This window comes from Paracoccus aestuariivivens (genome assembly GCF_009711225.1).
In the GTDB taxonomy this organism is placed as follows: Bacteria; Pseudomonadota; Alphaproteobacteria; order Rhodobacterales; family Rhodobacteraceae; genus Paracoccus; species Paracoccus aestuariivivens.
This window is the reverse complement of record NZ_WMIE01000001.1, coordinates 917,512-935,212: the sequence shown is the minus strand read 5'-3', so window position 1 is coordinate 935,212 and position 17,701 is coordinate 917,512. Positions and strand designations below refer to the sequence as shown.

Sequence of the window (17,701 nt, the reverse complement as noted above, 5' to 3'; positions counted from 1 at the left end):
GGGCTAATGAGGGAAGGCAATCCCAACACGGCATTCTCTTGTGAGCCCAAAGCGCGACACGCCCTCTCGTACGATCATACCAGCCGCGCCGGTCAGGCGCGGTAAATCCCGTACCGCGACGCCGGTAGAAAGCTCGGATATCCGGCTGATCCGCATCTTTCTGCGCGTCGTCGAAGCGGGTGGCCTGTCCGCCGCACAATCCGAGTTGAACCTTGCGCTGTCGAGCATCTCGGAGAAAATCTCGGCGCTTGAGGCGCGTTACGGGCTGAAACTGTGCAAGCGCGGCCGTAGCGGCTTTTCACTGACACCGGCCGGAGAGGATTTCTACAAGGAAGCCCAGCGGCTGCTTGGCACGCTGGACCAGTTCTCGAACCGCGTTTCGACGCTCAGTTCGCAGATGCCGCGCAGCCTGACGGTCGGTCTGGTCGACACGATGATTTCCGATCCGCTTTGCCCCGTATCGGCTGCGGTGGCCCAATTCGCGGATATTGCGCCCTCGGTCCATCTGGAGATCATCACGCTATCACCCGGTGAATTGCTGCGCGAGGTGATCGGCCAAAAGGTCGATCTGGCGGTCGGAAGCTTTCCGCGCGCGGCGATGGGGCTGGACTATCTTGGCCTGCACGATGAGCGGCACAATATCTATTGCGCAACGGACCATCCGCTTTTCACCGTACCCGACGCGGAAATCGGTATCGACACCATTCGCGAGCATCGGATCATCGCCCGCAGTTACTGGGCGTCACGCGATATCCAGGTTTTCGCGATTTCATCCCCGCATGCGACCGTCAGCAATATGGAGGCCGAGGCGCACCTGATCCTGTCAGGCGCCTATCTCGGTTATCTTCCTGACCATTTCGCAGCGCAATTCGCGGATCGTTTGCGTCCGATCCGGCCTGATCTGTTTTCCTATGTCGCGAAATTTCAGGTCGCCGCGCGGCAGGACTGGAAATCCCGTCACGCCACGCGCGCCTTTATCGAGGCCCTGCAACAGGCCAGTGCCATAATGCGCCGCCGCTAGGCGGCACATCGCGGTTCATGCAGAAGGATCAGCCCTTACGGCCTTTCGGCGCGTGGCTGCCTTTGAAACCATCGGCCTTACGCTTCGGCGCCGGTTTGGCCCATGCGGCTTTACCGGCTGCGGGCTTCGCGAATTTGCTTTTCTCGCGCGGAGCAGAACCTTCGGTCGTGCGCTTGGCCGCTTTGTCGCTGGTGCTCCAGCGCGCTTTTCGGGCGGTAACGGCACCATCACCGGCACGCGGGCGATCGTCGCGACGCTCGTCACGCGGCGTATATTCCGGAGCGGATTCGTATTTCTTCTTCGGAAAGGCTTTTTTCGCGGCCGGAGCTTCGCGGCGCGCGCTTGGGGCGCTACGCTCGAAATTCGGCATGCCTGCCTGACGGACCATCATCAGGCCCTCTTCCAGCTCGGTTGCCTCGCCAAAGCGATCGGCCGCGCTGGATGCAATCTGAACGAAGCTTTCGTGTTCACGCACCTTAATGGCACCGATCACGTCCTTGGTCACATTGCCTGCTTCACAGATCTTCGGCAGCAGCCAGCGGGCCTCGGCACGGCCCGAATAGCCAACGGTCAGCGAGAACCAGACCGAGTCACCGAAATCGCGCTGCTCGCGCGGTACTGCCGGCGCGGGACGTTCCTGCATCACGGTCAGTTCTTCGGCAGCCGGACGGCCTTCGCGCCACAGGCGAACGAAAGCGGCGGCGACCGTTTCGGCACCGAATTTCGAAAGCAGTTCAGCGGAAATCTCGCCTTCGTCGCCCGGAGCCTCGTGCAGTGCCGGATGTTCCATCAGACGGATATCGTCCTTGGCGCGGACCTCGTCGGCATTCGGAGCACCTGACCAGACGGCATCGACTTTCGCCATCTTCAGCAGACGCTGGGCCTTTTTGTATTCCGAGGAGGTGACGATCAGCGCAGAAACCCCCTTGGCGCCCGCACGACCGGTCCGGCCCGAACGGTGCAGCATGGTTTCCGAGTTGGTCGGCAGATCGGCGTGGATCACCAGTTCAAGCCCCGGAAGGTCGATACCCCGGGCCGCGACGTCGGTCGCGATGCAGACCTGGGCACGGCCATCGCGCAGCGCCTGCAAGGCATGGCTCCGTTCTGCCTGGCTCAGCTCACCCGACAGGGCGACGACCTTGAAGCCGCGATTGCCCATACGAGCCAATAGGTGGTTCACGTTGGCGCGGGTCTTGCAGAATATGATCGAGGTCTGCGCTTCGTGCAGACGCAGTAGGTTGAAGATCGCCGGTTCGCGGTCGCGCGGCATGACGCTATAGGCGCGGTATTCGATGTCACCGTGCTGGCGCGCTTCACCGCCTGCGACGATGCGCAGGGCGTTCTTCTGGAAATCTTTGGCTAGTTTTTCGATCGCGGGCGAAACCGTCGCCGAGAACATCAGCGTGCGACGTTCAACCGGCGCGGCGCCAAGGATGAACTCCAGATCCTCACGGAAGCCGAGGTCCAGCATCTCGTCGGCCTCGTCCAGCACCGCTGCGCGCAGGTCGCTCAGGTTCAGGCCGCCGCGGTCGATGTGATCACGCAAACGACCGGGAGTACCGACAACGATATGCGGCCCGCGCTCAAGCGCACGGCGCTCGTTGCGGTAGTCCATGCCGCCGACGCAGGTGGCGATATGGGCGCCGGCGTCGCCGTAAAGCCATGCCAACTCGCGGGCGACTTGCAGTGCAAGCTCGCGGGTCGGGGCGATAACCAGCCCCAGCGGAGCATCGGCCGGCGTCAGCCGGTCTTCGCCCTGCAGGATGTCGTGCGCCACTGCAAGGCCGAAGGCCACCGTCTTGCCCGAACCGGTCTGGGCCGAAACCAGCATGTCGCGACCTTCGGCATCTGCCGCAAGGACCGCTTCTTGAACGGAGGTGAGGCTGGCATAGCCTTTGGCTGCCAGCGCCGCGGCCAGAGGCGCGGCAATATTAAGATCGGTCATGTTATCGCCAAAAAAGGGGGGTGCCGAACACCCGATGGAAGGCACCAGACCCTTTGCGGCGGACAAGACAAGCTGCGCCGCTCCGGACACGCGGAGCCAAAGAACGGCCGTTTAGACGCGCTGGCCCAGCAAGTAAAGCTGTAAATCCAGCGCGTCGGCAATCCCGTTGCGTTATTCGGCCTGATCCCGTTCCAGCGCCGAGTTTCGCGACGAATAGAACAGGTAGAAACTGGCCGCGAGGATCATCCAGACGGCGGTCAGGCGGAAGACGATACTTGGCAGGCTGGAAATCAGATAGATGCAGCACAGGATGCTGAGGATCGGCAGCAAAGGGAACAGCGGGACGCGGAAGCCGCGCTCGGCATCGGGGCGACGGTAACGCAGCACGATCACCCCGATCGAAACGACGGTAAAGGCCGTCAGCGTCCCCATACTGGTCAGATCCCACAGAATATCCGAGGGCAGGAACGCCGCGATCACAGCCACAAGGGCCGAAACGATCACCGTATTCGCGGTCGGCGTCTGGGTTCTGGGGTTCAGCCGGCTGAAAATCTTGGGCAGCATACCGTCACGCGACATGGCGTAAAGGATGCGGGTCTGTCCATAGATCACCACAAGCGTCACCGAAAAAACCGAGATGACCGCGCCCGCCGACAGGATCACCGCGGGAATGGGCGAGCCGGTGACGTTTTGCAGGATGACCGAAAGTCCGGCCTCTTGCCCCTCGAACATGGATTGCGGCTGCGCACCCAAAGCGGCCAGCGCCACCAGCAGGTAAAAGCCTACGACGACCAGCAATGCAAGGATGATAGCCAATGGCAGGTTCCGGCGCGGGTTTTTCACCTCGTCTCCGGCCGTGGAAACGGCGTCCAATCCGATAAACGTGAAGAAAATCGACCCTGCAGCGGCGCTGATACCCCCGAACCCATGCGGAGCAAAAGGTTTCAGGTTTTCGCTATCGAAGGCGGTAAAAGCCAAGGCGATGAACAAGGCCAGCACCGCCAGCTTCAACACCACCATGATCGCGTTGGCCCGAGCGGATTCCCGTGTTCCCCGCGTCAACAGCATACAGCACAGGAAAACCAGCAAGGCAGCCGGCAGGTTGATCAGCCCGTCACCGCCGAAATGCAGCGAATAGCCTTCGGCGACCAAAGGTGCATGCAGGACCGCGCGAGGCAGTTCAAGGCCGGTCGTGATCATCAGCAGATTATGTAGATATTCGCTCCAGCCGACGGCCACTGCCGCAGCCGAGACGCCATATTCCATCACAAGACATGCAGCGACCATGAAGGCCACACCTTCGCCAAGGGTGGCATAGGCATAGGAATAGCTCGACCCCGAGACCGGTATCATCGAGCTCATCTCGGCATAGCACAACGCGGTCAGACCAGCCGCCAGCCCCGCGATCAGGAACGAGACAAGCACTGCCGGACCTGCCGTCGGCACCTGTTCGGCCAAGACGAAGAAGATCCCCGTCCCGACCGTCGCACCGACACCCAGCATGGTCAGCTGGAACAGCGTGATATGGCGTCGCAACTGGCCGTCGCTTTCATGCGATGCCTGCACAGCGAATGAACGCACGGGTTTCCTACGCAGCACGCGCTGCGCAAGCGAGGTCGGACTGGTCATGTGACGTCTAGATTCCTTGGCATTCCGGGTGTGCCGGATCAGATCCGGCCGGGTATTTCCTGCTCGTCCACTTGGGAAAGCAGATAAGCGGGTTCGACATTGTCGAATCCGACGATCCTTTGGCCGAGGGCGAAGGCATTGGTCAAGTCCTTGCGTAACGCAATCCGTGTTGCCATTGCGGCATCGGGCGCATCACGCAGCAAGGCGTCAATGTCTTTGGGAATCGCGATCCGGTGCGTCGGTATCGTTGGATCTGGCCGCTCGCCCCGCGAACGCGCAAGAACTTCGGGACTGTCCAGATGCCAGTCCAACATCAGCCGATCCGAAGGCAGACCCGCATTTATCCCCTCCATCGTGCCGTAATAGTCGGGTAAATAGGTGTTCGATACGCCTCCAAGCGCGCCTACATTCAACCCCGCATTCACCGCGCGAAGCGGATCGTAGGTCCAGCGGACCAGGCGGATCTGGCGGGAAAGACACCAGTCACGCTGGAACCATTTTAGCCTAACACCCAGTTTCAAACCCCGCGCCTCGGGCAAAACGGCCAGCCGATGCGAATGCTGCACACCCGGCGTAGCGCTGGGAAAGGCGAACAGGAACGCCAGCATCCGGTCGCCGTCAAAAGCGCCCGCTACCAGCCCGCCCTCGTGCTGGATCGCCAGCATCAGGTCGGCATTATCCGCCGGATCGTTCTGCCCCCAGACCGCGCGCTGCAAATCCTCGGATGCTTTCAACTCCGCCAGCGAGGCCAGTTCGCGCAGAACAGGCGTCACGGTCGGAACTCCTGAACCGAACCGGTGACGCTGGTCAGGAACCTGCGATCCAAAGTGACACCCAGACCCGGACCATGTTTCGGCACCGGCATCAGCCCTTGATCGGATTCCAGCTGCTGCTCGGTGATGTCTCGCGCAAAATAGCGACTTGCCGACGATGTGTCGCCCGGATTCGAGAAATTAGGCAGACTGGCCAAATGGATATTCTGCGCCCGCCCGATGCCCGATTCCAGCATACCGCCGCACCAGACCGGCACGTCAAAGGCCGCGCATAGATCGTGAATGGCGCGTGCGGGACCAAAGCCTCCGACCCGGCCGACCTTGATATTGATCACCCGCGCCGCCTCGGCGACCAGCGCCTTGCGGGCATCCGTCGCCGAGCGGATGCTTTCATCCAGACAAATCGCTGTCGTCAGCCGCGCCTGCACCTTGGCGTGATCGTGGATATCGTCATAGGCCAACGGTTGTTCGATATAGTCCAGCCCGAACCGGTCCATCGCCATCAGCAACGGCAGATCCGGCAGCCGGTAATCGGTATTGGCATCGACAGTAAGTTTGATATCGGGGAATTTTTCCCGCACGGCCTGTAGCAGCGCAAGGTCATGGCCGCGCTTGATCTTGAGCTTGACCCGCTTGTAACCCGCATCGACCGAGGCTGCGACCCGTTCAAGCGTCGTCGGAATATCGGCGATGCCAAGGCTGACACCGACCTCGACCGCGTCGCGCACCCCGCCCAGCAACGCCGAAAGCGGCTGGTTCAGCGCCTTGGCCCACAGATCCCATGCCGCCATTTCGACCATCGCTTTGGCCATGCGGTGGCCGCGCCAAGGTGACAGGATCGCGTCCAACTCGGCAGGGCTAGCGAACGTCCGGCCAAGGATTTGCGGCAGGATCGCCTGTTCGAGAAACGCCAGCGAGGCCGTCTGTGTTTCCTCGAGATAATCGGGCAGCATATCCATGACGCCCTCGCCATACCCTTCAAGTCCCTCGCCTCGCAGGGTCAAGAGCGGGAAAACCTTGTCGGTCATCGTTCCGGTCGAGATGACAAAGGGGGTCAATAACGGCAGTCGCACGATACGCAGTTCTGCCGCGTCGATACGAATGCCGGTAAACAGGGTCTGGGTCATGTATTGCTCGCAGGGAAAGGCGCGCGCAGACTTATGCCAATGACCGGAATGCGCAAGCCCATGAACGCAGGGTCGCATTCGGAGATATTTCCAGCCATCAGCGCCATTCCTGCCGGTTGGTGGCTTGCGAAAGCTCCGCCTCGGGCAATGCCGGAGGCTGGTAAAGCCCCGAAGCCGCATCGTCCCGCGCATGGGTCAGAACCGATAGCACCCCGTTCGCCTCAAGCACCGCAAGTCGAACCTGCGACAGATCGGTAACGCCCTTGTCGCGCAGCTTGAGATAGAGTTCTTGCAAACCTATGCCTTCGCGCTGGATCTGGCGCAGCCGAACCGCGCCATTGACGATGACGACTTGTGGAGCCCCCTCGAACAGCACGGCCAACCGGTCCGAACGCATGATCGCGAAATCCACAAGCTTGTTGCACAGAACGACCAGCAGGATCGCCAGCATGGCGGGTATCAAGGGCACATCTGGATAAAAAAGCGAATCTCCGACGGCGGAACCGATCGCGATCACCAGCAGGAACTCGACCACGGACAATTGCGACACGCTGCGCCCGCCGATCCAGCGCATCAGGGCAAGGGTGTAACCGTAGATAATCAGGGTGCGGAACAGGACCTCCGACAGAAAGATCAGGTCGTGATCACCCAGAAAAATCCTGTGCAGTTCGGACAGCATCGCCTGTCTCCTGAAAAGGCCCGATGAAAACGCAATTGCCCTTCATCCGGGTTCCCGCCTGAGCTAGAACGGCAACATGCTGGTAGATCCGAACAACCCGTTTTTCGACCGCCTCTGGGTCAGACTGCTTTGCGTCATCTCGCCGCTGGCTTGGGCCGGGGTGGAATACGCCAATGACCAAGGCATGTGGGCGGCAGCTTTTTCTGCCGCCGGCCTGTATCTGGCCTATGCCCTGTTCTGGGTCAGGGGACGTTAGCCCTTGGCCTCTCTCCGCAGCAACTCGGCCTTGCGTGCGATCCCCCAGCGGTAGCCGGAAAGCGAGCCATCCGTACGCACGACGCGGTGACAGGGGATAGCGACCGCGATCTTGTTCGCCGCACACGCGCCCGCAACGGCACGAACCGCTTTGGGGTCACCGATCTTGCTGGCCAGCTCGGCATAGCTGACGGTTTCCCCGACCGGCAGATCACGCAAAGCCTGCCAGACCCGCTGCTGGAATGCCGTGCCGCGAATATCCAAAGGCAGATCAATACCGATGGCGGGATTTTCGACGAAAGCCACGACCCTTGCGATCAACGCCTCATATTCGGCGTCCGCACCGATCATTTTCGCATTCGGAAAACGGTCCTGCAATTCCTGAAGCAATGGCTCGGGCGCGTCCCCGAGCGAGATCGCGCAAACACCCTTTTCCGTGCTGGCTACAAGGATTGCCCCAAGCGCCGTCTGGGCCAAGGCAAAGCGGATCTCGGCGTCATGTCCACCTTTGCGATAGGTTTGCGGTGTCATCCCGATAATCCTGTCCGAAGTTTCATAAAACCGGCTGTTCGAACTGTAACCGGCCCGATGGATGGCTGCAGTCACGCTGGCTTCATCGTCAAGCGCCTTCCGCACCCGTCCTGCGCGAAACGCCACGGCATAGGCGCGCGGCGTCATCCCCGTCACTGCTTTGAACTGGCGATGAAAGTGGAAATGGCTTAGCCCGATACGACGAGCCAGATCGCCGGTTGAGGGGGCCTCCTCGGCGGTCTCGATCATGCGACAGGCCGCCGCGATCAATGCGGCATTTGCTTGCGCAAGGGACTGGCCGCGCGGATGGCAGCGCAGGCAAGGCCGAAAACCTGCAGCCTCGGCCTTGTCGGGCGAGACGAAGAACGCGACATTTTCCGGCTTCGCCCGCCGCGATGGACAGGACGGACGGCAGTAAACGCCCGTAGTACGCACCGCGTAAACAAACTGCTCGTCCGCTGCCGGATCGCGCGCCAGCACCGCCAGCCAACGCGGATCCATTGCGGTGTTTTGATCCTGTTTCATGAACATGCTATAGCACCTTCCTGTTCGTGACGGGCAAATCTTGCATCGCATTTGCGGTGATTGCGCTCCGCTGTTTGCTGTCAAATTGCAGCCATGGAGGCGGGAGCAGGTCATCGGTCGGGCAATTCCTGCGTGCGCCACGAAAGGTTGCCGCAATAGGGAACTGCCTTCCGGCCTGCCGTCTTAAACTCAGGACGGCGCGCATCCGGCCCGTCCCAAACCCCGAACCCCGGGCGTGCGATGCTGCGTGCGCCGCTGGAAAAGGACGGAAATATTGAGGGATATCTTCAAGGATTTCGGATCTCTGGATCTGGATCAACATGCATTTTTCTTCGATTTCGACGGAACGCTCGCCGAGATCGCCCCACGCCCACAAGACGTCAGTCTGGGCTTTGGCATCCGCCGCGACATCCTGCGGTTAAGCGAACGGACCAACGGAGCCGTCGCGATCATCACCGGTCGCAATCGCGATGAAATCACACCACATCTGGATGCGACGATCCCTATCGCCGGTCTGCACGGCGTCGATTTCCCCGGAAATGCCGCAGATCCGGATCTTGCCGAAAAGGTCGCGGCGATCCGTCCGCTATTGCCCGCCTTGACCGATCTGGTTGCCACCTACCCCGGTGCAGTCCTTGAGGACAAGGGGCAAGGACTTGCGCTGCATTGGCGTGGTGCGCCGTCCTCCGAAGCGGTGATGTTGGCTGCCGCCAACCAGTCCTTGGCCCTCTTGGGCGCAAACTGGCGGTTGCAGCTTGGGAAATCGGTGGCCGAGATCCGACCCGTAGGCGACGACAAAGGCGTGGCATTGCGGCGCTTCATGGCGCAACCGCCCTTTGCCGACCGTCGTCCCATTGCATTCGGCGATGACCTGAACGACCTGCCCATGCTTGAGGCCGCCCGCGAGTCCGGCGGAATGGCGGTCGCCTTGGGCGAGCGCGATCTGCCCGCCGACATCCACCTCTCTGGTCCGGCCGAACTGGCGGACTGGCTGGAACGGAGGCTCGAGGCATGACCGAACGCAACCAATCCCTTGAACTGGGCATCGTCGGCAATTCGACCACCGCCGCGCTTTTGAACCGCTTCGGCGATCTGGTCTGGATGTGTCTGCCGCGCCTTGATAGCGATCCGGTCTTTTGCGGGCTGCTCGAACCCAAGGCCGGACCCCATGAGGGCATCTGGTCGATCCGCTGCGACGATCTGGTCGAAACGCGGCAAAGCTATCGCCGCAACACCGCCATACTTGAAACGATCCAGACCGACTCGCGGGGTAACCGCCTGCGCATCATCGACTTCATGCCCCGCTTTCGCGAGCGTGGCCGCATGTTCAGGGGCCGGAATTTTGTCCGCATCGTCGAACCGATCGAGGGGATGCCCCGCATCACGGTGCGACTGCGCCCGCGTCATGACTATGGCGCACTTCCCGCCCGAACGCATCGCGGCTCGAACCATCTTCGCTATGAACTCGGCGACGATCCGGTACGGTTGACCACCTCGGCTCCGGTCGAGTTCGTGCTGAACGAAACGCCATTTCTTCTGGATCGACCGCGCGTCTTCCTGCTCGGGCCGGATGAGCCGCTCAGTGACGCGCCCGAGGTAATCGCATCGACTTTTCTAGAGCGAACGCAGGAATACTGGGCCGATTGGGTCCGCGCCCTTTCTATCCCGCCGGACTATCAGGATGCGGTGATCCGCGCAGCAATCACGCTAAAACTATGCGAATACGAGGAAACCGGCGGAATCGTGGCGGCGCTGACCACCTCGATACCCGAGTTTCAGGGCACGGGCCGGAACTGGGATTACCGTTTCTGCTGGCTGCGCGACAGCTTCTTTACCGTCAAGGCGCTGAACGGACTGGGCGTCACGCGCACGATGGAGGATTATCTGGACTATGTGCTGAACCTCGCGACCGGCTCGCATGACGGCTACATGCAACCGCTGTTCGGTCTGGGGCATGAGCGTGTCATCATCGAGGAAAGTTGCGACGCCTTGGCGGGCTATCGTGGCAACGCACCTGTCAGACGGGGCAATGCGGCATATGTCCAGGTGCAAAACGATGGCTACGGCTCGGTCATTCTGGCCGTCAGCCAATGTTTCTTTGACGAACGCCTGCCGCGGCTGGGCGGGGCCGATCTGTTCCACAAGCTTGAAATACTCGGCAATCAGGCTGTTGCCCGGTGGAACACCCCCGATGCCGGATTGTGGGAATTCCGCACCCGCGAAAGCATCCATACCCACTCGGCGCTCATGTGCTGGGGGGCCTGTGATCGGTTGGCGCGCATCGCCACACATCTGGGTCTTGCAGACCGCGCCGCCTATTGGGGGGCCGAGGCCGCAAAGATCCGCGAGGCCATCGAAGCATATGGTTGGAGCGAGACACACCAAAGCTATGTCATGGCCTTTGGCGGCGAGGATCTGGACGCAAGCCTGCTTCTGATGACCGAAATCGGCTTCACGACCGGCGCCGATCCACGTTATCGCGCGACCGTCGCGGCAATCGAGGCCGAGTTGCGGCAGGGTCATCACCTGTTCCGCTACAAGGCTCCGGACGATTTCGGCGCGCCCGAGACCGCCTTCACCGCCTGCACCTTCTGGCTGATCGACGCCTTGTGTCGCCTTGGGCGTCATGACGAGGCACGGGAAATTTTTTCCGAAGTATTGGCGCAGCGTAACTCCTTGGGGCTCTTGTCCGAGGGCGTCCATGTCGCGACCCGCACGCTTTGGGGCAATTTCCCGCAAACCTATTCGATGGTCGGCCTGATCAATGCCGCAACCAAACTCTCGCGCAAGTGGGAGGACATCGTTTGAGCAGACTTGTCATCGTCTCGAACCGGCTTCCTGCACTGGGCAAGGGGGTGGCGGCAGGCGGGTTGGCCGTCGCGCTCGAGGCCGCGTTGAAAGGTGAAGGCGGCTTGTGGCTGGGCTGGTCCGGCAAAACCTCCGAAAATCCGGGCGCAATGCAGATGCAGACCGAAAGGCAGGTCACCTATGCCGCGATGGACCTGACGCCGGAAGATGTGGCGGGCTATTACGAGGGCATCTCGAACAGCGTGCTTTGGCCGCTATGCCATTACCGCGCCGATCTGCTGGAGTTCACGCGCCCCGATATGGAACGCTATATGGCCGTCAACGGGAAGTTCGCCGAGGCGCTGGTCGAGATGTTGCGCCCCGACGATCTGATCTGGGTGCATGACTATCACCTGATCCCGCTGGCCGCCGCACTTCGCAAACGCGGGGTGCAGAACCGGATCGGATATTTCCATCACATCCCTTGGCCCGCGCAGGATCTGTTCCGCGCCCTGCCCCGCGCAAAGTGCTTTCTGGCCGCAATGCTGGCCTATGACGTGGTGGGCCTGCAAACGCGTGCCGATGTCCGCAACCTGCGCGATGCATTGGACTCGATGCGCCGCGATCTTGAGGAAATCACCCCTCCGCGCGGCACGCGCATCGGGGCCTATCCGATCTCGATCGACACCGCCGCATTCGCGACCCGCGCAAGGCGGGCGCAGGAATTGCCGCGCATCCGCGATCTGATCCAGAGGTTCGGCCCACGGAACATGGTGATCGGGGTGGACCGTCTGGATTATTCCAAAGGGCTGCCGGAACGTCTGCGCGGAATCGAGCAGCTTCTGGAAGACCATCCCGAGGTCCATAACAAAGTTAGCTTCCTGCAGATAACCCCCGCCTCGCGCAGCGGAATCGAGGGCTATGACCGCATCCAGCAAGAGGTCGCCGAACGGGCCGGAAGGCTCAATGCGAAATACGGTACGCTGGATTGGGTGCCTGTGCGCTACATCAACCGGGCCTTCAGCCATAGCCTGCTTGCGGGGCTGTACCGGTTGTCGCGGGTCGGGCTGGTGACACCCTTGCGGGACGGCATGAACCTTGTCGCCAAGGAATATGTCGCGGCGCAAGATCCGGCCGATCCGGGCGTGCTGGTCCTGTCGCAATTCGCGGGCTCTGCCGCCGAAATGGGCGCGGCGCTGATCGTCAATCCGCATGACGTCGAGGACGTCTCGAATGCCATTGCGCGCGCTCTGACAATGCCACTTGAGGAACGTCAGGAACGCCACGCCTCGCTGATGCGGCGATTGTCACAGCATCATGTCGCGGCATGGTCGAGGTCATTCATGAACGACCTCGATCCGCGATCACTTGGTGCCGTCAGTCCTGCGAGCGGTCCCGACTAAGGACGTACCAAGCCCCTGCCGCCAGACCTATAGCCATGGCAAACCAGGTCAGCGCGTAGCTGAGATGGCTGTTGCGGAAGCTGACCACGGTCAACCCGCCCAGAGGCAGGGCGTTCGCGTCCTGTTCCTTGTCGGCGTCGATAAAGTACGGGGCGTGGTTCTGCAGCCCGAAATGCTGCGACAGCGCCTCGACATCACGGGAATACCAGCGGTCTCCTGCCGGATCATTGTCGCGCAGAAAGCCCCCACCAGCCTGCGTCTGCCGCAATAGACCGGTGATTTCTTGCGGCCCTTCGGGGCGTTGCCGATCGGCGCTATCACGACGGTCGTCGGGCACAAAGCCGCGATTGACCCAAACCGCCCATCGCTCGGAAGTCAGCAACGGTGTCATCACCCAGAAACCCGAGCCTTGGGCCGTAACAGCCTTGATCAGCACTTCGTCTTGGAACTGATAGCTGCCCGTCACCGAGACACGCCGATATTCGTCCGCATCGGCCGAGAACGCGGCCCAGTCGGCGGCAGCAGGTGCAGGAACGGCGGGGGCGGCAATGCGCGCCTCGACACGTTCGATCAAGTCGGTTTTCCACGCAAGCCGTTGAACCTGCCAGATGCCAAGGCCCAAAAGCACAATGACGCCCACCACCGAGGCGAGCGTCATAAGTGCCCAGGCCAGTTTTGACCTGGGCTTGCGCGGCCCGTGAGCCGCGCTCTCCGTCACGGCATGACCTGCAATTCATGGCTCATTTGCGGCATCATGTTCGTGTTCAGATGGAACATGACCCAAAGCGAACCGGCCAGCATGATGACGACGACCACGATAGTAAACAACGTGGAAAGTAGCGTCCAACCTTCCTCGGCGCTGCTGTTCATGTGCAGGAAGTAGATCATATGGACCAGAACCTGCGCCACAGCGCATAGTACCACTACGGCGATGGTCAGGGCGCGGCTGTCGAAGCCTCCACCCATGACGATGCCAAAGGGGATCACGGTCAGGATCACAGCCAGCACAAAACCGGTCATGTAGCTTTTGAAGCTGCCATGGTCGTGATGCGCGTCATGATGTGCATCGTGATGATTATGCGAATGGGCCATCAGATCACCCCCAGCAGATAGACGACGGTGAAGACCCCGATCCAGATCAGGTCAAGGAAGTGCCAGAACAAGCTGAGGCACATCAGGCGCCGCTGGTTGGCCGAGGTCAGGCCGAATTTCTTCACCTGAACCATCAGCGTGACCAGCCAGATCGAACCGAACGTCACGTGCAGACCATGCGTGCCGACCAGCGTGAAGAAGGCCGACAGGAACGCCGAGCGCTGCGGACCCGCGCCCTCGTGGATGAGGTGCGCGAATTCGTAAAGCTCGATGGCAAGGAAGCACAGACCGAAGAACAGCGTGATCGCCAGCCATTTCAGCGTGCCCGCCTGATCGCCGCGGGCCATGCGAAGCATCGCAAAGCCGTAGGTGATCGACGAGAAAAGCAGCATCGCGGTGTTGATCGCCACCAGTTCGAGGTCGAACAGGTCCTTGGGGCCGGGACCGGCCGCAAGGTTGCCATGAAGCACCCCGTAGGTCGCGAAGAGGACTGCAAACATCAGGCAGTCGCTCATCAGGTAGACCCAGAAGCCGATATTGGTCGAGGCACCTTCAGGATGGTGATGGGGCTCGGTTTCCCAATAGTCGGCCGGGGCCTTGAGTTGTGTGATGGTGCTCATCGCATCAGACTCCCTTTGCCAGCTGACGGTCGCGGGCGATCTCGACCTCCCGGACCTCATCGGCGGGGACGTAGTAATCACGGTCGTAATTGAAGGTGTGGTAGATCGAGTAACCGACGACCGCCAGGAACGACACGACAGCAAGCCACCAGATGTACCAGATCATCGCCATGCCGAAGACCGTGCACAGTCCTGCGATAATCACTCCCGAGCCGGTGTAGCGCGGCATGTGGATCGGGATGTAATCGGCCTTGGGACGCGAAGCCCCCGCCTCTTTCATCTCGGCCCAGGCATCAAGCCCGTGGATGACCGGCGTGAAGGCGAAGTTGTAGGACGGCGGCGGCGACGAGGTCGCCCATTCCAGTGTCCGCCCGTTCCACGGATCGCCCGTGACATCGCGATACGCCGGATCGTTGCGCTTCCAGATCGAGACGCCGAACTGGACGAACATCGCACCGATACCCGCGGCAATCAGGACTGCGCCAAAGGCTGCAACGATAAACCAGATTTGCAGGTCCGGATCATCGAACACACGCATCCGGCGGGTCACACCCATCAGACCAAGGATGTAGAGCGGCATGAAGGCGACCCAGAAACCGACAACCCAGCACCAGAAGCTGACCTTGCCCCAGAACTGGTTCAGCTTGAAGCCGAAGGCCTTCGGCCACCAGAAGTTGATCGCCGCGAACAGGCCGAACAGAACGCCGCCGATGATCACGTTATGGAAGTGGGCGATCAGGAACAGCGAGTTGTGCAGCACGAAATCGGCAGGCGGAACCGCCAGCAGAACGCCGGTCATGCCACCGATGGTGAAGGTCAGCATGAAGGCGATGGTCCACATCATCGGCAGCTCCAGACGGACGCGGCCGTGATACATGGTGAACAGCCAGTTGAACAGCTTCGCACCGGTCGGGATCGAGATGATCATCGTGGTGATCCCGAAGAACGAGTTCACCGAAGCGCCCGAACCCATCGTGAAGAAGTGGTGCAGCCACACCAGATAGGACAGGACCGTGATGCAGACGGTCGCGTAGACCATTGAGGTATAGCCGAACAGACGCTTGCCCGAGAAGGTCGAGGTGACTTCCGAGAAGACGCCGAACAGCGGCAGGATAAGGATGTAAACCTCGGGGTGACCCCAGATCCAGATGAGGTTGATATACATCATCGGGCTGCCACCAAGGTCATTGGTGAAGAAGTTCGTGCCGAGATAGCGGTCCAGCGTCAGCAGGATCAGCGTCATCGTCAGAACCGGGAACGAGGCCACGATCAGGATGTTGGTGCAGAACGAGGTCCAGGTGAAGACAGGCATCTTCATCATGGTCATGCCCGGCGCGCGCATCTTCAGGATCGTCACCATCAGGTTGATCCCCGACAGCGTCGTCCCGACACCCGCGACCTGCAGGCCCCAGATGTAATAATCGACGCCGACCCACGGGCTATAGGCAATGCCCGACAGCGGCGGGAATGCCAACCAACCGGTCTGCGCGAACTCACCGACGAACAGCGACGCCATCACGATGACTGCACCACCCACCGTCATCCAGAACGAGAAGTTGTTCAGGAAGGGGAAGGACACGTCGCGAGCACCGATCTGCAGCGGCACGATATAGTTCATCAGACCGGTGACGAAGGGCATCGCCACGAAGAAGATCATGATGACGCCATGCGCCGTGAAGATCTGGTCGTAGTGGTGCGCGTTCAGATAGCCCTCGGAGCCGTTGAACGCGATGGCCTGTTGCAGGCGCATCATGATCGCGTCGGCAAATCCGCGCACGAACATGATCAGGCCAAGGATCATGTACATGATCCCGATTTTCTTGTGGTCCACCGAGGTGAACCACTCGTTCCAGAGATAACCCCAGAGCTTGTATTTCGTCAGCAGCGCCAGCATTGCCGCGCCGCCAAGCACGACGGCGACGAAGGTCACCGCAACGATAGGTTCCTTCGGAATGGCGTCCCAATTCAGGCGCCCAAGAAGGAACGTGGTCTCGACATTTGTAGGAATGGCCATCTCGGACTCCGGCTCAGAGTTGAGGCTCGACGGCGGTCGGGTGCCGTGCGTCCTGAATGAGCCGAGGCATGCCGATGCCAAGGCGGTTTTCGGGGCGGGGCAGCGCAATTCCGCGCATCGGCGTCTGATCGACGCGGACGACCGGCTGCGACTGGCGCAGGTCAGCGAACATTTTCACCGAATCCGCAGGGGTGCAGAAGCTGGTGACCATGAACGGTTCCTGACCGAAGACCGGGCGGGCCAGACCACGACGGATATTCTTGTCATAGGTCAGCTGCGCCATGTTGATCGTGCCGGCAAGGCCGGTACCGCCTTGATCGTCCAGCGCCATCATCTCGGCCATGCACATTTTGTTTTGCTCGACGCACATATTGACGGCGCGATCGAACAACTCAGGATCGACCTCGGCAAAGGTCATCGGTTTGACGTTCTCGCTGGGGGCTTCCAGTTCGAGATATTTCGGACGGTCCAGCATGCCGCCATTGGCGCGGGCCTCATCGACCCATTCGTCAAAGGCCGCAGGCTCAAGCGCATGGGCTTTGAACCGCATTCCCGAGAAGCCGTGGCCCGAATAATGCGAGGCCAGACCCTGATATTCGCCGCCGTTGTTGAAAACGCCGTGCAGTTTGGTTTCCATCCCCGGCATGGCATAGATCATGCCCGCCATTGCAGGGATATAGAACGCGTTCATCACCGAGGACGAGGTCAGGCTGAATTCGATCTCGCGATTGACCGGCACGGCCAGTTCGTTGACCGATGCCACCCCTTGTTCGGGATAGATGAACAGCCATTTCCAATCGAGTGCGACGACTTCGACGCGGAAGGGATCTTCGTCCGGAACCGACTCGGTCGCGCTCAGACGGTCGAGCGGACGGTAGGGGTCCAGAAGGTGCGTGCCGACCCAGGTCAGCGCACCGAGGCAGATGATGATGAGCAGCGGAGCCGCCCAGATCACCAGCTCGAACTTGGTCGAGTGGTCCCAGTCCGGCTTATAGGTCGCGGCTTTATTGGACGCGCGATAGCGCCAAGTAAACCAGACGACCATCGCCATCACGGGAATAATGATAAGCAACATCAAGCCTGTCGAGGCCAGAAGAAGATCCTTCTGACGCTCGGCAATATCGCCGGAGGGCTTGAGCACCTCCAGTTTGCAGGCAGACAAAGCCAGAAAAGCGGGTGCAAGCGCGATAAAGCGCGCCAAGCGGGGGAGTATACGCATATGAGCCGTGACCTCACCTGAAGAGGTGGCATGGGGAGGGGTGTAGATGGGCCCACCCCCTAAGGGATCGGGTCCGCGACA

At 60.9% G+C, this 17,701-nt stretch carries 16 protein-coding genes; 5 read left to right on the top strand and 11 right to left on the bottom strand.

Going from position 1 to position 17,701, the window contains the following annotated elements; translation table 11 throughout:
* The first annotated feature begins 40 nt into the window (after positions 1 to 40).
* Positions 41 to 1,021 carry a LysR substrate-binding domain-containing protein gene (locus tag GL286_RS04590; protein WP_155094328.1) on the top strand — a complete coding sequence of 327 codons (981 nt, stop codon included), beginning with the start codon at positions 41 to 43 and terminating at the stop codon, positions 1,019 to 1,021.
* Positions 1,022 to 1,049: 28 nt separating this feature from the next.
* Here GL286_RS04590 and GL286_RS04585 read toward each other — a convergent pair whose 3' ends face one another.
* The 5 genes from GL286_RS04585 to GL286_RS04565 all read right to left on the bottom strand — a co-directional run bounded on the left by GL286_RS04585 (position 1,050) and on the right by GL286_RS04565 (position 7,174).
* Entirely contained in the window at positions 1,050 to 2,966 is a 1,917-nt protein-coding gene (locus tag GL286_RS04585) for a DEAD/DEAH box helicase (RefSeq protein ID WP_155094327.1), read from the bottom strand.
* 171 nt (positions 2,967 to 3,137) lie between these two features.
* Positions 3,138 to 4,595: an amino acid permease gene (locus tag GL286_RS04580; RefSeq protein WP_155094326.1), complete on the bottom strand. Its 1,458-nt coding sequence runs from the start codon at positions 4,593 to 4,595 to the stop codon at positions 3,138 to 3,140.
* A gap of 38 nt (positions 4,596 to 4,633) precedes the next feature.
* Positions 4,634 to 5,368, bottom strand: a complete 735-nt coding sequence (locus tag GL286_RS04575; RefSeq protein ID WP_170295034.1) for a GNAT family N-acetyltransferase — start codon at positions 5,366 to 5,368, stop codon at positions 4,634 to 4,636.
* Positions 5,365 to 6,495, bottom strand: a complete 1,131-nt coding sequence (gene menC / locus GL286_RS04570) for an o-succinylbenzoate synthase (protein WP_155094325.1) — start codon at positions 6,493 to 6,495, stop codon at positions 5,365 to 5,367. The genes GL286_RS04575 and menC overlap by 4 nt, the downstream gene beginning before the upstream one ends.
* 97 nt (positions 6,496 to 6,592) lie before the next feature.
* Positions 6,593 to 7,174: a DUF421 domain-containing protein gene (locus tag GL286_RS04565; protein WP_155094324.1), complete on the bottom strand. Its 582-nt coding sequence runs from the start codon at positions 7,172 to 7,174 to the stop codon at positions 6,593 to 6,595.
* Positions 7,175 to 7,250: 76 nt separating this feature from the next.
* On the opposite strand from GL286_RS04565, the gene GL286_RS04560 reads away from it, so the two are divergent.
* A complete protein-coding gene (locus GL286_RS04560; protein WP_155094323.1) occupies positions 7,251 to 7,430 on the top strand; it encodes a hypothetical protein in 180 nt (59 codons plus the stop codon).
* Here the strand turns inward: GL286_RS04560 and ada are convergent.
* Entirely contained in the window at positions 7,427 to 8,491 is a 1,065-nt protein-coding gene (gene ada, locus GL286_RS04555; RefSeq protein ID WP_170295033.1) for a bifunctional DNA-binding transcriptional regulator/O6-methylguanine-DNA methyltransferase Ada, read from the bottom strand. The genes GL286_RS04560 and ada overlap by 4 nt on opposite strands.
* Positions 8,492 to 8,759: 268 nt before the next feature.
* On the opposite strand from ada, the gene otsB reads away from it, so the two are divergent.
* Genes otsB through GL286_RS04540 form a run of 3 tightly spaced genes read left to right on the top strand, consistent with a single transcriptional unit; the run spans position 8,760 to position 12,675 of the window.
* Positions 8,760 to 9,500: a trehalose-phosphatase gene (gene otsB, locus GL286_RS04550; RefSeq protein WP_155094322.1), complete on the top strand. Its 741-nt coding sequence runs from the start codon at positions 8,760 to 8,762 to the stop codon at positions 9,498 to 9,500.
* Positions 9,497 to 11,293, top strand: coding sequence for a glycoside hydrolase family 15 protein (locus GL286_RS04545; protein WP_155094321.1), 1,797 nt, complete (start codon positions 9,497 to 9,499; stop codon positions 11,291 to 11,293). The genes otsB and GL286_RS04545 overlap by 4 nt, the downstream gene beginning before the upstream one ends.
* A complete protein-coding gene (locus GL286_RS04540; protein WP_155094320.1) occupies positions 11,290 to 12,675 on the top strand; it encodes an alpha,alpha-trehalose-phosphate synthase (UDP-forming) in 1,386 nt (461 codons plus the stop codon). Before GL286_RS04545 ends, GL286_RS04540 begins: the two co-directional genes overlap by 4 nt.
* On the opposite strand, the gene GL286_RS04535 is transcribed toward GL286_RS04540, so the two are convergent.
* The 5 genes from GL286_RS04535 to cyoA are packed head-to-tail and all read right to left on the bottom strand — an operon-like array spanning position 12,650 to position 17,620.
* Positions 12,650 to 13,333, bottom strand: a complete 684-nt coding sequence (locus tag GL286_RS04535) for an SURF1 family protein (RefSeq protein ID WP_155094319.1) — start codon at positions 13,331 to 13,333, stop codon at positions 12,650 to 12,652. The genes GL286_RS04540 and GL286_RS04535 overlap by 26 nt on opposite strands.
* 56 nt (positions 13,334 to 13,389) lie before the next feature.
* Positions 13,390 to 13,767 carry a cytochrome o ubiquinol oxidase subunit IV gene (cyoD, locus tag GL286_RS04530; protein WP_155094318.1) on the bottom strand — a complete coding sequence of 126 codons (378 nt, stop codon included), beginning with the start codon at positions 13,765 to 13,767 and terminating at the stop codon, positions 13,390 to 13,392.
* Positions 13,767 to 14,387, bottom strand: a complete 621-nt coding sequence (cyoC, locus tag GL286_RS04525) for a cytochrome o ubiquinol oxidase subunit III (protein WP_155094317.1) — start codon at positions 14,385 to 14,387, stop codon at positions 13,767 to 13,769. The genes cyoD and cyoC overlap by 1 nt, the downstream gene beginning before the upstream one ends.
* Positions 14,388 to 14,391: 4 nt before the next feature.
* Positions 14,392 to 16,401 carry a cytochrome o ubiquinol oxidase subunit I gene (cyoB, locus tag GL286_RS04520; protein WP_155094316.1) on the bottom strand — a complete coding sequence of 670 codons (2,010 nt, stop codon included), beginning with the start codon at positions 16,399 to 16,401 and terminating at the stop codon, positions 14,392 to 14,394.
* 13 nt (positions 16,402 to 16,414) lie between these two features.
* Positions 16,415 to 17,620, bottom strand: a complete 1,206-nt coding sequence (cyoA, locus tag GL286_RS04515; protein WP_155094315.1) for a ubiquinol oxidase subunit II — start codon at positions 17,618 to 17,620, stop codon at positions 16,415 to 16,417.
* Positions 17,621 to 17,701: the final 81 nt, after the last annotated feature.